At 71.8% G+C, this 13,633-nt stretch carries 16 protein-coding genes; 8 read left to right on the forward strand and 8 right to left on the reverse strand.

Annotated elements, in window-relative coordinates; translation table 11 throughout:
* Positions 1–60: 60 nt before the first annotated feature.
* Positions 61–576: a MaoC family dehydratase gene (locus AB0C02_RS00720; protein WP_357539663.1), complete on the reverse strand. Its 516-nt coding sequence runs from the start codon at positions 574–576 to the stop codon at positions 61–63.
* 548 nt (positions 577–1,124) lie between these two features.
* Between AB0C02_RS00720 and trxA the strand changes: the two genes are divergently transcribed.
* Positions 1,125–1,487, forward strand: a complete 363-nt coding sequence (trxA, locus tag AB0C02_RS00725) for a thioredoxin (RefSeq protein ID WP_357539665.1) — start codon at positions 1,125–1,127, stop codon at positions 1,485–1,487.
* 50 nt (positions 1,488–1,537) lie between these two features.
* On the opposite strand, the gene AB0C02_RS00730 is transcribed toward trxA, so the two are convergent.
* Positions 1,538–1,924 carry a DUF393 domain-containing protein gene (locus AB0C02_RS00730; RefSeq protein ID WP_357539667.1) on the reverse strand — a complete coding sequence of 129 codons (387 nt, stop codon included), beginning with the start codon at positions 1,922–1,924 and terminating at the stop codon, positions 1,538–1,540.
* Between the two features lie 60 nt (positions 1,925–1,984).
* Between AB0C02_RS00730 and AB0C02_RS00735 the strand changes: the two genes are divergently transcribed.
* Positions 1,985–2,392 carry a CoA-binding protein gene (locus AB0C02_RS00735; protein ID WP_357539669.1) on the forward strand — a complete coding sequence of 136 codons (408 nt, stop codon included), beginning with the start codon at positions 1,985–1,987 and terminating at the stop codon, positions 2,390–2,392.
* Positions 2,393–2,428: 36 nt separating this feature from the next.
* Positions 2,429–3,181 carry a hypothetical protein gene (locus AB0C02_RS00740; RefSeq protein ID WP_357539671.1) on the forward strand — a complete coding sequence of 251 codons (753 nt, stop codon included), beginning with the start codon at positions 2,429–2,431 and terminating at the stop codon, positions 3,179–3,181.
* 12 nt (positions 3,182–3,193) lie between these two features.
* Here AB0C02_RS00740 and AB0C02_RS00745 read toward each other — a convergent pair whose 3' ends face one another.
* Entirely contained in the window at positions 3,194–4,390 is a 1,197-nt protein-coding gene (locus AB0C02_RS00745) for an acyl-CoA dehydrogenase family protein (RefSeq protein ID WP_357539673.1), read from the reverse strand.
* A 178-nt stretch (positions 4,391–4,568) separates the two neighbouring features.
* On the opposite strand from AB0C02_RS00745, the gene AB0C02_RS00750 reads away from it, so the two are divergent.
* Positions 4,569–4,976: a DUF4190 domain-containing protein gene (locus tag AB0C02_RS00750; protein WP_357539675.1), complete on the forward strand. Its 408-nt coding sequence runs from the start codon at positions 4,569–4,571 to the stop codon at positions 4,974–4,976.
* Between the two features lie 3 nt (positions 4,977–4,979).
* On the opposite strand, the gene AB0C02_RS00755 is transcribed toward AB0C02_RS00750, so the two are convergent.
* A complete protein-coding gene (locus AB0C02_RS00755; RefSeq protein WP_357539677.1) occupies positions 4,980–5,873 on the reverse strand; it encodes an SDR family NAD(P)-dependent oxidoreductase in 894 nt (297 codons plus the stop codon).
* Between the two features lie 117 nt (positions 5,874–5,990).
* Here AB0C02_RS00755 and AB0C02_RS00760 point away from each other — a divergent pair, with 117 nt between their 5' ends.
* Positions 5,991–6,545: a DUF4190 domain-containing protein gene (locus tag AB0C02_RS00760; protein ID WP_357539679.1), complete on the forward strand. Its 555-nt coding sequence runs from the start codon at positions 5,991–5,993 to the stop codon at positions 6,543–6,545.
* Between the two features lie 46 nt (positions 6,546–6,591).
* On the opposite strand, the gene AB0C02_RS00765 is transcribed toward AB0C02_RS00760, so the two are convergent.
* Positions 6,592–7,548 (reverse strand): CoA ester lyase, encoded by a 957-nt coding sequence (locus AB0C02_RS00765; RefSeq protein ID WP_357539681.1) that lies wholly within the window; start codon positions 7,546–7,548, stop codon positions 6,592–6,594.
* A 75-nt stretch (positions 7,549–7,623) separates the two neighbouring features.
* Here AB0C02_RS00765 and AB0C02_RS00770 point away from each other — a divergent pair, with 75 nt between their 5' ends.
* Positions 7,624–8,451 (forward strand): SDR family NAD(P)-dependent oxidoreductase, encoded by an 828-nt coding sequence (locus AB0C02_RS00770; protein ID WP_357540958.1) that lies wholly within the window; start codon positions 7,624–7,626, stop codon positions 8,449–8,451.
* Between the two features lie 320 nt (positions 8,452–8,771).
* Positions 8,772–9,071, forward strand: a complete 300-nt coding sequence (locus AB0C02_RS00775) for a hypothetical protein (protein ID WP_357539683.1) — start codon at positions 8,772–8,774, stop codon at positions 9,069–9,071.
* Positions 9,072–9,074: 3 nt separating this feature from the next.
* Here the strand turns inward: AB0C02_RS00775 and AB0C02_RS00780 are convergent, their stop codons facing one another.
* Together AB0C02_RS00780 and AB0C02_RS00785 are read right to left on the reverse strand one after the other, a co-directional pair.
* Positions 9,075–11,258: an APC family permease gene (locus AB0C02_RS00780; protein WP_357539685.1), complete on the reverse strand. Its 2,184-nt coding sequence runs from the start codon at positions 11,256–11,258 to the stop codon at positions 9,075–9,077.
* Positions 11,259–11,335: 77 nt separating this feature from the next.
* On the reverse strand, positions 11,336–12,289 hold the full coding sequence (locus tag AB0C02_RS00785) for a DMT family transporter (protein ID WP_357539687.1): 954 nt from the start codon (positions 12,287–12,289) through the stop codon (positions 11,336–11,338).
* A 108-nt stretch (positions 12,290–12,397) separates the two neighbouring features.
* On the opposite strand from AB0C02_RS00785, the gene AB0C02_RS00790 reads away from it, so the two are divergent.
* Complete coding sequence (locus AB0C02_RS00790; RefSeq protein ID WP_357539689.1) at positions 12,398–13,102, forward strand: HAD family hydrolase; 705 nt, start codon at positions 12,398–12,400, stop codon at positions 13,100–13,102.
* A 3-nt stretch (positions 13,103–13,105) separates the two neighbouring features.
* Here the strand turns inward: AB0C02_RS00790 and AB0C02_RS00795 are convergent, their stop codons facing one another.
* The gene (locus AB0C02_RS00795; protein WP_357539691.1) at positions 13,106–13,621 is read right to left on the reverse strand and encodes a hypothetical protein; all 516 of its coding nucleotides are present in this window, start codon (positions 13,619–13,621) and stop codon (positions 13,106–13,108) included.
* Positions 13,622–13,633: the final 12 nt, after the last annotated feature.

Raw genomic sequence — 13,633 nt, forward strand, 5'->3', positions numbered from 1 at the left:
TAATGAGAAACAGGCCCCTTCCGCGCGGATCGGAAAGGGGCCCGGCGTCGTACAACGGCTTCAGCGCGGCTCGGGGAAGCTGGGCCGCTCCGGGTCGACGCCCTCGGGCACGCCCGCGGCCGCGTACTCCTTCTTGGGAACCATCACCTTGCGGCGGAAGACGCAGACCAGGGTGCCGTCCTGGTTGTAGCCCCGGGTTTCCACGGCCACCACGCCACGGTCCGGCTTCGACGAGGACTCCCGCTTGTCCAGCACGGTCGTCTCGCCGTAGATGGTGTCGCCGTGGAAGGTAGGGGCGACGTGCCGCAGGGACTCGACCTCCAGGTTGGCGATCGCCTTGCCGCTGACGTCCGGCACCGACATGCCCAGCAGCAGCGAGTAGATGTAGTTGCCGACCACCACGTTGCGCTTGAACTGGGTCGCCGACCCGGCGTAGTGGGCGTCCATGTGCAGCGGGTGGTGGTTCATGGTGAGCAGGCAGAAGAGGTGGTCGTCAGACTCGGTGACCGTCTTGCCCGGCCAGTGCCGGTAGACCGCGCCGACCTCGAACTCCTCGTAGTAGCGGCCGAACTGCATCCTGGTCCCCCTCGGACGGGCGGCGATGGAGTTCGGCCCAGCATGCCTTACCGCTTGTTAAGGCGGAGGTGGGGGCGCTACCGACGAGGAAATGTCACGCCCGGACCGATCCGAGGGCGGACGCAATGAGCGGCGGGGCCCTCCCCGGCACCCGCCGCCCACGCTCTGATGTGAGAGATTCTGCCGTACGGCGAGCCCGTACCAACAGAGACGGACGTCACATTTATCTTTTTGTGACAACACGCTGAGTAATCATTGATCACTCCGCAAGCGATCTCCGCAGCTCGGATAGCTCCTTGTCAATCACCAAGTTACCGTCCCGTAGCGCACACTCGCCGTGATCACGTTGGAAACGCTCCCATCACGGGCGGTCACGCAAATGCGGCCCGCACTTGCGTTCCACACATCCGGGAAGACAGATTGGGCTCGATGGGCCGGAGCGTGACCGCGGCGTAGCGGTACGTTTCGTCGCGTACGTCACGGGAATTGGACGACATCCACCATGGTTCTCACTGGACGTAGGCAATCCGCGCTGATCGGAGAGTGCAATGGCAACGGTTGAGCTGACCACGGCCAACTTTGAAGAGGTGACCGAGCGCGAGGGCATCGTGTTGCTCGACTTCTGGGCTGACTGGTGTGGTCCGTGCAAGCGCTTCGCCCCGGTCTACGAGCGCTCGTCCGAGAAGCACCCGGACATCGTCTTCGGCAAGGTCGACACCGAGGCCCAGCAGGAGTTGGGGGCCAGGTTCAACATCCGCTCGATCCCGACGGTGATGGCGATCAAGGACGGCGTGATCGTCTACGCGCAGCCGGGCGCGCTGCCCGACTCCGCGCTGGAGAACCTGATCGAGCAGGTCGAGAAGCTGGACATGGACGAGGTTCGCCAGAAGATGGGCGCGCACGAGCACTGACTTCTGAACCGTCCGGGCCCCCGCCGGGGCCCGGACGGCCGGTCTAACCCCTATCGGCGTTCCCGGACCTCCCGTGGCAGGGCGCAGGCGGCCGTGCCGCCCGGCAGCCTGTGCCGGTTGCGGGCCACCCACCGGTAGACCGGCCAGGCGACGGTCCGCACCGGCGGGAAGCGCAGCCCCGCCCCGGCCATCCGCCAGAGCGGCGCGCTGCCGCCGAGCAGCTTGGCGATGGCGTCCGGGCCGGCGGCGCGGGAGCCGTCACCGCCCACCCACCGCACCGACTCCTCGCATTCGGCCTCCGTCAGCCCCAGCGCCGCCAGGTCGGCGAACTGCCAGGGCACCACCCGCGCGTCGGTGGGGATCCGCCGCTCGATGAACTGCACACAGCGCGTGCAGAAGGCGCAGTCACCGTCGTAGACAAAGGTCGACGTCTCCACGCCCCCATCCTGCACCCGACCCGCCCCCGTCCGGGCGCCCCTCAGGACTAGAGTCTGTGGGTGCGTACAGCCCAGCAGATCCTCGCCGACTCCGCCGTGATCGCCGTCGTGGGCGCGTCCCGCGACCCGGGCAAGGCCGCGCACCGGGTGCCGGCGGAGATGCGGCGGTACGGCTGGCGGATCATCCCGGTCAACCCGACGGTGGACGAACTGTTCGGCGAGAAGGCGTACCCGTCGCTGGCCGACATCCCGCACCCGGTCGACCTGGTGGACGTGTTCCGTCCGGCGCAGGACGCGGTCGAGGTGGTCCGGCAGGCGGCGGCGATCGGCGCCCCGGCGGTGTGGTTGCAGCTCGGGATCGTGTCCGAAGAGGCGCGGCGGATCGCCGAGGAGGCGGGGATCGACTACATCGAGGACCGCTGTCTCATCGTGGAGCGGGCGGCGGCGGGGCTCAGTCGACTCGGCTGAGCCCTAAAACTTCGGCAGCGCCCGTACCCTGCGCGTGTGCCACTCCCCTCGCTCGGCCGGCTGCCCTCGCCCGGCGACGGCCTCTGGACGCGCCGCCTGCTCGCCGTCTCGACCGCCGCAGCGGTGGCGGTGCCGCTGGTCAACGGTCTACTGCGGCTGCCGTCACGGCATCAGCTGGATCTCAGCTGTTTCGTTTGGCTACTCCTTGGTGGGCGGTGGCTGTCGCAGCGGTGGTGGCCCCGGCGCGACGGCCGCCTGATGTGGCGATCACGGGTGGCGGGCCGGCACTCGGTGGAGCCCGGCCTGGTGGCGCGGCGTTCCCTCGCCGGCTGGGCCGACCTGGTGGCAAACACGGCAGCGACGGCCGCGATCGGGGTGGGACTGATCGGCACGTTTCCCGAGGTGCCCCGGTGGGCCGCGCTCCTGCGGCCGCTGCTCGCGGTCGGCGTCGCCGCCTGGATCGGGCGGGTGGTCTACGAGGAGATCCGGTTCACCGGGCGGCTGGCGCTCACCACGAGCGGGATCCGGCACGGCCGCCGGACGTACGGCTGGACGAACATCGACATGGTCACCCCGCACAGGTCGGACGGCCGGGTGGACGGGGTGCGGCTGCGGCCGGCGAAGTGGGTCTCCCTGGAGCCGGCACCGGTGGTGGGCGGCCGGGATACGGCAGTGCCCGAGGAGCGGCTGGTCGCCGCGATCGAGCATTTCCGGTCGCGGCCGGAGGTGCTGGCGGTGGGCCTGCCGGTCACCCCGCCGGAGCCGGCCGTGGCACCCGCCGACGGTTGAGCGGCGCGCCGGTCAGAGCTTGTACTCCTTGAGCAGGCCGCGGGAGATGATGGTCTTCTGGATCTCCGAGGTGCCCTCGCCGATGAGCAGGAACGGGGCCTCCCGCATCAGCCGCTCGATCTCGTACTCCTTGGAGTAGCCGTAGCCGCCGTGGATGCGGAACGCCTCCTGGACGACCTCGGCGCAGTATTCCGAAGCGAGCAGCTTGGCCATCCCGGCCTCGACGTCGTTGCGCTGGCCGACGTCCTTGAGCCGGGCGGCGTTGACCATGAGGGCGTGCGCCGCCTCGATCTTCGTACCCATCTCGGCGAGCTTGAAGGCGACGGCCTGGTGCTTCGCGAGAGGCTGGCCGAAGGTCCGGCGCTGCTGGGCGTACGCGACGGCCAGTTCGAAGGCGCGGATGGAGATGCCGCAGGCGCGGGCGGCGACATTGACCCGACCGACCTCGATGCCGTCCATCATCTGGTAGAAGCCGCGACCGATCTTTTCCGCGCCGCCGAGGACGGCGGAGGCGGGAACGGTGACCCCGTCGAGCACCATCTCGGTGGTCTCGACGCCCTTGTAGCCCATCTTGTCGATCTTGCCGGGGATGGTCAGGCCGGGCGCGGTCTCGCCGAAGCCGGGCTGCTTCTCCAGCAGGAAGGTGCTCATGTTGCCGTAGACCGAGTCGGCACCGGTGTCGGTCCTGACCAGGGTGGCCACCACCGAGGAGTACGCGCCGTTGGTCAGCCACATCTTCTGGCCGTTGAGTACAAAAGTGTCGCCCTCGCGGACCGCCTTCGACCTGATCGCCGACACGTCGGAGCCGCACTCCGGTTCCGACATCGAGAAGGCGCCCCGCACCTCGCCGGTGGCCATCCTCGGCAGCAGCCGCGCCTGCTGCTCGGCCGAACCGTGCTGGGAGATCAGGTACGCCACGATGAAGTGGGTGTTGACGATGCCGGAGATCGACATCCAGCCCCGGGACAGTTCCTCGACCACCAGGGCGTACGTCAGCAGGGACTCGCCGAGGCCGCCGTACTCCTCGGCGATGGTGAGGCCGAACAGGCCCATCTCGCGCATCCCGTCGAGGATGTCGGCGGGATACTCGTCGGCGTGCTCCAGCCGCTGGGCGTGCGGAATGATCTCCCGATCGGCGAACTCGCGGACGGTCTCCAGGATCGACCGCTGCACGTCGGTCAGGCCGGGCGTCTGGGCGAGTCGGGCCATCTCCGCCTCCGGGGTCAACCCCTTACCCAGGGGTAACTGAACGCTCGCTAAGTATCGGCCCCGCGATCGGCGAGGCCAAGGTGCCCGGTCCACACAACCGCTGTGAAAAGGTTCACCGCTGCGGGTAGCGTCCGCAAGAGAGAGGGCCGTTGACCTGCGACGGAGGGGGCGAGCGGGCGTGAGCCAACCACCCGGTGAGCCGGAGCAGCCGCCATCGCCGTACGAGCCGCCGCCCTACGGCCAGCCGTACGGGCACCCGCAGCAGCCACCGTGGGGCCAACAACCGCCGTACGCCCCGCAGCCCCCGTACGGGCAGTACGGGCCGCCCGGGCAGGGGCCACGCGGCGGCGGGCCGAACGTGCTGGCCATCCTGTCGCTGGTCTTCGCCTTCGTCTTCGCCCCGGCCGGCATCGTCTGCGGCCACCTGGCCAAGCGGCAGATCCGGCAGACCGGCGAGGAGGGCGGCCAGCTCGCCAGCTGGGGGCTGATCCTCAGTTACGTCTTCACCGCGCTCGGGCTGCTCGTCTGCTGCGGCTGGATCGGCCTGGTCATCTGGGCGAACTCGGACAACGGCTCCTACCGCTGACGGTCAGCGGTACTCGGCCTCCCGGACGCTGTTGCCACCGTCGACCACCAGCATCTGCCCGGTGATGTACGAGGCGGCCGGCGAGCAGAGGAAGGCGATCGCCGCGGCCACCTCGTCGGGTGCGCCGGGACGGCCGACCGGGGTGCCGAGCCCCTGCTTGATCTCGGCCATGGTGGACGCCGCGGTGTGGATCGTGCCGGGCGCGACCGCGTTCACCGTCACCCCGTCGGCGATCATCTCCATCGCCAGCGCCCGGGTCAGCCCCACCACGCCCGCCTTCGCCGCCGCGTACGCGGCCTCGGTGGGCAGCGCGTTGACCGGGCCGGCGGTGGCGGCCAGGTTGACGATCCGCCCCCAGCCCCGCTCGGCCATCCCGCCGATGAACGCCCGGCTGCACAGGAACGCGGTGGTCAGGTTGCGGTCGATCTCGCCGCGCCACTCGTCGTAGCTGAGCTGGGCCACCGGCCGCAGCACCTCCGGGCTTGCCCGGCTGGCCAGGCCCGCGTTGTTGACCAGCACCTCGACGTCGCCGAGCTGCTCGGCCACCGCGTCGGCGAGCGCGCCCACCTCGGACTCGTCGGTGAGGTCGGCGACGAAGCCGGTGACACCCAACTCCTCGGCGCGCTCGTGGATTCGCCGGGTGGTGGAGACGATCGCCACCCGGGCGCCCAGGTCGGCGAGGCGGCGCGCGGTCGCGTACCCGATGCCGTCGGGACTGCCGGCGCCGGTGACCAGCGCCACCCGGCCGTCCAGGCGCATGGTGACCGGCTCGGTGAGCGGTGCCGGCTGATCATCCTGCTCGGTGGAGCCCGCCGGCAGGCTGCCGCGGGTGCGCCGCGCCGTTCCGGGGCGGCTCACGTCCCGTCGCGACCGACCGCCGCGCGCGTCAAAGGTCATGTCGAGATCCTGCCCGCTGTGGACGTTCCGGGCAACGCGGCACTCAAAAAGGAGGATCTCGCCGTCGCCCGCCACTGGCTACCCTGGCAAAACCCGCGCACACCAGGAGATGACCTGATGAGCTATCCCCCGCCGCCCGGCGGTTGGCAGGACCCGCCCGCGCCCGGTCAGCAGTCGAGTCCGCCCGCCGACCCGACCCTGCCGATGAGCGGCAGCCCGATCCCGAGCCAGCCGACCTCGTCGGACCCGTACGCCGGGACGCAGCCGAGCGCCGCGCCCGCAGCCGGCCCGTACACCGCCCCCGGCTACCCGCCGGCGGGCGACCCGTACGCGGCGCCCGGCTACCCGCCGCCCGCGTACCCGGTGCCCGGCTACCCGGTGTACGGCGCCCCGCCGACCAGCACCAACAGCATGGCCGTCGTGGCGCTGGTGCTGGCGCTGGTCGGCGTTTTCTGCGGCGCCACCGCGCCGATCGGCGCGATCCTCGGGCACGTGGCCAGCAAGCAGATCCGGGAGACCGGCGAGCAGGGCGAGGGGCTGGCGAAGGCCGCCATCATCGTCGGCTGGATCCTCACCGGTCTGATGGTGCTGGGGATCGCCTGCTACGTCGCGCTGATCATCTTCGCGATCGCCGCCGGCGGGGCGGCCAGCGGCAGCACGCCCACCTTCTGAAACGCGGTGCCGCCCCGGACCCCCGGGGCGGCACCGGCCAGGGCGCTCACCGCGCGGGCGGGGTGAACGACGAGGTACGCGTCATGCCGGCCGCCCGCCCCTTGGCCGCGATCACCAGCGCCATCTTGCGGGACGCCTCGTCGATCATCTCGTCGCCGAGCATCACCGCGCCGAGCTTTCCGCCCGCCTCCGAGGTGTACCAGTCGTACGCGTCGAGGATCAGCTCGGCGTGGTCGTAGTCGGCCTGGGCCGGGGAGTAGACCTCGTTGGCCGCCTCGATCTGGCCGGGGTGCAGCACCCACTTACCGTCGAAGCCCAGCGCGGCCGACCGCTTGGCCACCTCACGGAACCCGTCCACGTCCCGGATCTGCAGGAACGGGCCGTCGATGGCCTGCTGGTCGTGCATCCGGGCGGCCATCAGGATGCGCATCAGGATGTAGTGGTAGGGGTCGCCCGGGTAGTCCGGGATCAACGCGCCGACCACCAGTGACTTCATGTTGATCGAGGCCATGAAGTCGGCCGGGCCGAAAATGATCGTCTCGACCCGGGGCGAGGCCGCCGCGATCGCGTCCACGTTGACCAGCCCGGCCGCGTTCTCGATCTGCGCCTCGATACCGATCCGGCCGACCTCCAGGCCGAGCGTCTTCTCGATCTGGGTGAGCGTCAGGTCCAGCCACTGGACCTGGGCGGCGTTCTGCACCTTCGGCAGCATGATGCAGTCCAGGTTGGCGCCGGCGCCCTCGACGACCTCGATGACGTCCCGGTACGTCCACGGCGTGGTCAGGTCGTTCACCCGGACCACCCGGGTCTTGCCGGCCCAGTCGCCCTCGTTCAACGCGGCGACGATGTTCTTGCGGGCATCCGGCTTGGCCAGCGGGGCGACCGCGTCCTCCAGGTCGAGGAAGACCTGGTCCGCGGGGAGACCCTGCGCCTTGCCGAGCATCTTGACGCTGGAGCCGGGCACGGCGAGGCAGGACCGACGGGGGCGACCGACAGCGGCCATGGGTGCTCTCCTTCGATCCCAGAGGTCATGGTGACGCCACGGTAACCTTGTGCCGTGACCGGGGTGAACGGACCTGTGGAAGATCTCACGGACCGCCGTACCGTGGTGGTGACGGGCGCCAGCTCGGGCATCGGGCTGGCCGCGGCCGTCGACCTGGCGCGGCGCGGTGACCAGGTGGTGCTGGTCGGCCGGGATCCGGCCCGGCTCCGGGACGCCGGGCAGCGGGTCCGCGACACCCGTGGCGAGCAGCCGGAACTCTTCCGCGCCGACTTCGCCGTCCTGGACGACGTACGCCAGCTCGCCGAGCGGCTGCGCGCCGCGTACGACCGGATCGACGTGCTCGCCAACAACGCCGGCGCGATCGTGCTCCGGCCCGTCACCACGGTCGACGGCTTCGAGCTGAGCATGCAGGCCAACCACCTCGCCCCGTTCCTGCTCAGCAACCTGCTGCGGGATCGGATCGGCCGGATGGTGGTGACCGCCTCCGGGGCGCACCGCAGCGGTGTCCTCGACCCGGACGACCTCAACGCGACGCTGCGCCGCTACCGGCCGATGCGCGCCTACGGCACCAGCAAGCAGGCGAACATCCTCTTCGCCGCCGAGGCGGCCCGGCGCTGGCCGGACGTGCCGGCGTACTCGTTCCACCCGGGCGTGGTCCGCACCCGGTTCGGCAACGAGAGCCCGCTGGTCGCCCTCGGCATGCGCCTGCTGCCCTTCCGCAGCCCGGAGCGGGGCGCCGAGACCCTGGTCTGGCTGGCCAACCAGGACCCGGCCCGGCTGACCTCCGGCGGCTACTACTACAACCGTCGACCGCGCCGGCCCCTGGCGAAGGCCCGCGACCCGCAGCTGGCCGCCCGGCTGTGGACCGCCAGCGCGAGGGCTGTGGGCCTCGACGTTGGATGACCCACCGGCTGTTTCTTACTGAGCCGTAACTGTGGGTACCCGTCGCCATCAGAGACGTTCAGTCACCCTACGTGACAACGCTGCGTGTACCCGCGTTCGAGACTGCCGCCGCCTCAACGACGCGACCAGCAGAAACACGCGCAGCGCAGCCGGTGGCAAACCCTCCTTCACCCGACTTTGCTCTGCAGCCATATACGCAACCGAGAACGGTGCGTGACTGTTGCGTGGAGGGCTGCAGAGCAAAGGCAGCCATGCCCCGTCGGCGGACCGCTCGGTGATGTGACAGACAGTAACGAGCCGTCGTACGTGGATCGAGGCTGGTGGGCAACAGGCCGGTCGCCCCGATCGTCGAGTCGAACCGGCAGATGGTGGTGCTGGTGCCGACACCGGAGTTCCGCGCGTACCAGTTGGTGCGGCTGGCCCGCGCCACTGCCCGCCGCCCCGGTGTGAGCGACCCGGAGCGGGCGCTGCGCAACCGGATCGCCCGGGACGAGCTGGTCGCGGCCGACGCCGTGGCCCGGGCCCGGGACCTCGGCGTACGGGTGGTCGAGGTGAACGGCGACCGGAACGCCGAGGCGGTCGCCGACCTGGTGGCCGAGCACTTCGCGGGATACCTGTGACGCTCAGTCGGCGACGTGGACCGGGACGCTGGTGACCACCACGCCGGGCAGTGAGCCCAGCGCGGCGCGCAGCCGGTGGTCGGCGCGGCTGTGCAGGAACCGGTGCCAGCGGTGACGCAGCACCACCTCCGGCACGATCACGGTCAGCGTCAGCTCCGGCCGGGCGGTGTGGAGTGCCTCCAGATAGTGCGCCAGCGGCCCGATCACCGCCCGGTACGGCGACACGATGGTCTCCAGCCGCAGGTGGTCGCCCCAGGCCCGCCACTGCTCACGGAACCGGTCCGCCTCGGCGTCCTCGGGGGCGATGTGCACGGCCAGCGTCGGCTGGCCCAGCGACGCCGCGTACGCCAGGGCCCGCAGCGACGCCCGGTTCAGCCGAGCCACCGGCACGACCACCAGATGGCGTACCTCCTGGGGCAACTCCTCGCCCTCGGCGGACCCGCCGGGGCCGCGCGGTGCGCCACCTGATGCGGGCCCGGGGGGCGACGGCGTGTGCAGCGCCAGGGCGTGGTTCAGCTTGGCGTAGTGGCGGTGGATCCAGCGGGCGAGCAGCACCAGCAGCGGCACCGCGATCACCACCACCCAGGCGCCCTCGGCGAACTTGCTGAACGCGGCGATCACCAGTACCACCCCGGAGAGCGTGGCACCGACCGCGTTGATCAGCAGCCGGCGTCGCCAGCCCCGGTCCCGGTGGCGACGCCAGTGCACCACCATGCCGGCCTGCGACAGGGTGAAGGCGAGGAACACGCCGACGGCGTAGAGCGGGATCAGCGACTGGGTCTGGCCGCCGAACGTGACGAAAATGAGTGTCGCGGCGAGGGCGAGGGCGACCAGGCCGTTGTTGAACGACAGCCGGTCCCCCAGGTGCAGGAACCGGCGGGGTGCGTGGCCGTTGCGGGCCATGAAGAAGAGCAGCCGGGGAAAGTCGTTGAAGGCGGTGTTCGCCGCCAGCAGCAGGATCAGCGCGGTGGTGGCCTGCAGGATCGCGTACCAGGGGCCGGTGGGGAAGGTGACCCGGCCGAGTTGGGACAGGATCGTCTGGTTCGGCCGGGGCACCAGGCCGTTCAGGTGGATCAGGCCGATCAGCCCGGCGAAGAGCACCACCAGCATGGTGACCATCCAGCCAAGCGTGGTGCGGGCGTTGCGCCACTCGGTGGGGCGGAACGCCGGTATCGCGTTCGACACCGCCTCGATACCGGTCATCGACACCGCGCCGGAGGAGAACGCCCGCAGCACCAGCAGCAGTCCCAGCCCCTCGGTGGTGGGCACCGGGGGCGGCGGCACCGGCGCGAAGCCCCGGCCCGCCGCGCGCGCGTAGCCGACCAGCAGCAGCGTGAGGATCGCCGCCACAAAGGCATACGTGGGCAGCACGAAGATGTTGCCGGCGGTGCGCACTCCGCGCAGGTTCCCGGCGAGCAGCACGGCGATCACCAGCACCCCGAACAGCACGGTGGCCGGGGCGAGCCGGGGCAGCGCCGAGGTGATCGCGCTCACCCCCGCCGCGATCGACACCGCCACGGTGAGCACGTAGTCGAGCATCAGGCCCGCCGCCGCCGTGAGTCCCGCCGTGGTGCCGAGGTTGTCCCCCGCCACGAAGTACGACCCCGCGCCGTGCGGGTACGCCGGGATGGTCTGCCGGTACGAGAGTCCCACCGCGATCATGAGCACCACCAGCACTGCGGCCAGGGGCAGGGAGAGGCCGAGCGCGCTGCTGCCGGCCAGCACCAGCACGGTCAGCATCGCCTCCGGCCCGTACGCCACCGAGCTGAGCAGGTCGGAGGAGAGGATCGGCAGGGCGACGAGCTTGCGCATCCGCTCGTAGACGACGGCGGTGCTGGCCAGTGGCGGTCCGAACAGCGTCTGGCGCAGACGGGAGAGCACCCGTGCGGTCCGGGAGCCGGGCTCCTGGGCGGTAGCGCCGGCCTGCAGCTCGCCCGGCTCCTCCACGGTGAACATGTCGATCGGGGTCAGCCGCCCGAACCGACTTGGCGCCGGGCCGGGCCGGTTACGGCCCAGGGCCGGGTCGACGGGCAGCTGGTCAGGGCGGCACGCCACCTGCCAGCGCTCCCCGATCCGGCTCAGCGCCGCGCGCTCCTCGGAGCCGAGCGGCGGGAACTCGGCCGAGGGCGTGACCAGCGAGCCGCGGTCCGGCTCGGGGCCACCCGGCTGCTTCGCTCCCTTCCCCACCCCCGCACTGTCACGGAAAGCGGCCGGTCGGGAGGCGAAATGGCCAAAGTGGGTCCGCGACGCGTCCGGACGGCGCGTCAGCCGGCCAACGTGGCGTCGGCGGGAATCGGCACCGGTTCGGTACGGCGTCCGGCCCGGGAACCGCCGAGGACGACCACGGCGACGCCGACCAGCAGCAGGGCCAGCCCGGGCAGGGCGAGCGGGCGGGGCAGCTGGCCGAGCCAGACCCAGGCGAGCAGGGCCGCGCCCGGCGCCTCCAGCAGGATCAGCACGCTGATCGTGGTGGCGGAGACCCGGTGCAGGGCGTAGTTGAACATCGAGTGGCCGAGCAGTTGAGCACCGGCCACCAGGCCGAGGATCGCCAGCCAGGTGCCCGGCGCCCAGCCGTGCAGGGGCACCCCGCCGAGCAGGCACACCACCAACAGGATCGCCGCGCAGACGCCGTAGCAGATGGTGGTGTACGTGGTGGTGCTGATGGTGGCCCGGGCACGTTCGCCGAAGGCGGTGTAGACCGCAGCGAAGAGGCCACCCGTGACGGCGAGCAGGTCACCGGCGAAGGCCCGGCCGGAGACGGTGAAGTCGGCGCCGGTAGCCAGCACCGCGCCGAGCACGGCCACCCCGATCCCGGCCCAGGCCGCCAGCGGCAGCCGTCGCCCCTGCCAGCGGGCGATCAGCCCCTGCCACACCGGCTGGGTGGCGCCCAGCGCGGTGGCCGCGGCGACCGTGGTGAGCTTCGCGCTCGGCATCCAGGTGGCGAAGTGGGCGGCCAGCGCCACCCCGGAGAGTACGCAGTACAACCCCTCGCGCCGGCCGGCGCCGACGGTCAGCGCGCGGAACTCGGCCCGGCGACGGGCCAGCGCGAAGGGACCGAGCACCGCCGTCGAGAGCAGGTTCCGCCAGCAGGCGACGGCGAGGGCGGGCGCGGCGGCGAACGCGACGAGCGGGGCGGACGACGAGACGGCGGTGACGGCCAGCGCGAGCGCGCCGAGGGTCAGCGCGTTGACCGGAGGACGCTGTGGAACAGGAGGCACGGAGAGCAATCCTCACACGTTCGGCGGGCACCACGGGCAGTCAGCGCTCCGTTACGATCATGCGCGTCCCGGCGACTCCTCCCCCTCGACGCCCGGAGGCACTCCCGCATGCCCAGCTACCAGGCGGTGCTGTTCGACTTCTTCGGCACGCTCACGTGCAGCGTCCAACGTGGCACCGCCCACCAGGCCACCGCCGAGCTGCTCGGCTGCCCATCGGCTGCCCTGACCGAGGTGCTCGACCGCACCTACTACCAGCGCGCCAGCGGCCGGCTCGGCAACGCCGAGGCAACCCTGCGCTGGGTCTGCGACCAGGTCGGCGTCCACCCCTCCGATCGGGCGGTACGCGCCGCCGTCGCCTCCCGCCACCGGGCGGTACGCGCCGACACCCGGGTACGCGCCGAGGCGGTGCCGGTGCTGGCCGCGCTGCGCCAGCGGGGCGTACGCACCGGGTTGATCAGCGACTGCACCCACGAGCTGCCGGCGTTCCTGCCCCAGCTGGCGGTCGCGCCGCTACTCGACGTGTGCGTCTTCTCAGTGCAGCTGGGCTGCTGCAAGCCGGATCCGGCGCTCTACCGGGCCGCGTGCCGCCAGCTCGACCTCGCCCCGGCCGAGTGCCTCTACGTGGGTGACGGGGGCAGCCAGGAGCTCACCGGGGCGGTGCGGGCCGGCATGACGGCGGCCCGGCTGGCCGCCCCGGACCTGGTCGACCACCTGGCCTTCAACGTCGACCGGTCCTGGCACGGCCCGGTACTGACCTCGTTGGCCGAGGTGCTCGACCTGCTCACCCCGGTCCCCTGCACGGTACCGGCCTGACGGTCACCGGCGCCGGACCTTGTGCAGCCGGAACGGCGTACGGGTGGCGCGGACCACCGTGGCCGCCCGGGGCTGCTCGGCCAGCGACTCGGCCGGCAGGTCGGCGCCGGCGACCGGGGCGCCCGCCGGGGTGAGCCGGTTCAGCGCGCAGTCCGCGGCGGCCCAGCGCCCCATCAGGTCGGAGACGGGGCCGGGCGCGTTGAGCCGCTTCGCCGCGACCAGCGGCGCGGCGGCCGCCCACTCCTCGGTGCCCGGGCGCAGCCGGGTCACCCGGGCCGGCCAGGTGACGATCCGGCCGCCGTGGTCGCCGCGCAGGGTCACCTCCGCCGCGTCCGCGTCGGCGAGCCCGGGAGCGGACTGCTCACCGGGGCCGGTGACCACCAGGAGCGCGCCGTCGAGCGGCAGGCACCACAACGCGTACGCCGGGCCGCCGGCCACCGACACCCATGCCACGGCGGCCTTCTTCACCGCCTCGTCCACCAGCGGCGTCGCGATCCGCTCGCCCACCTCTTCGCTCACTCCGGCCTCCTT

The sequence above is a fragment of the Micromonospora sp. NPDC048999 genome (assembly GCF_040649295.1).
Classification (GTDB): domain Bacteria; phylum Actinomycetota; class Actinomycetes; order Mycobacteriales; family Micromonosporaceae; genus Micromonospora.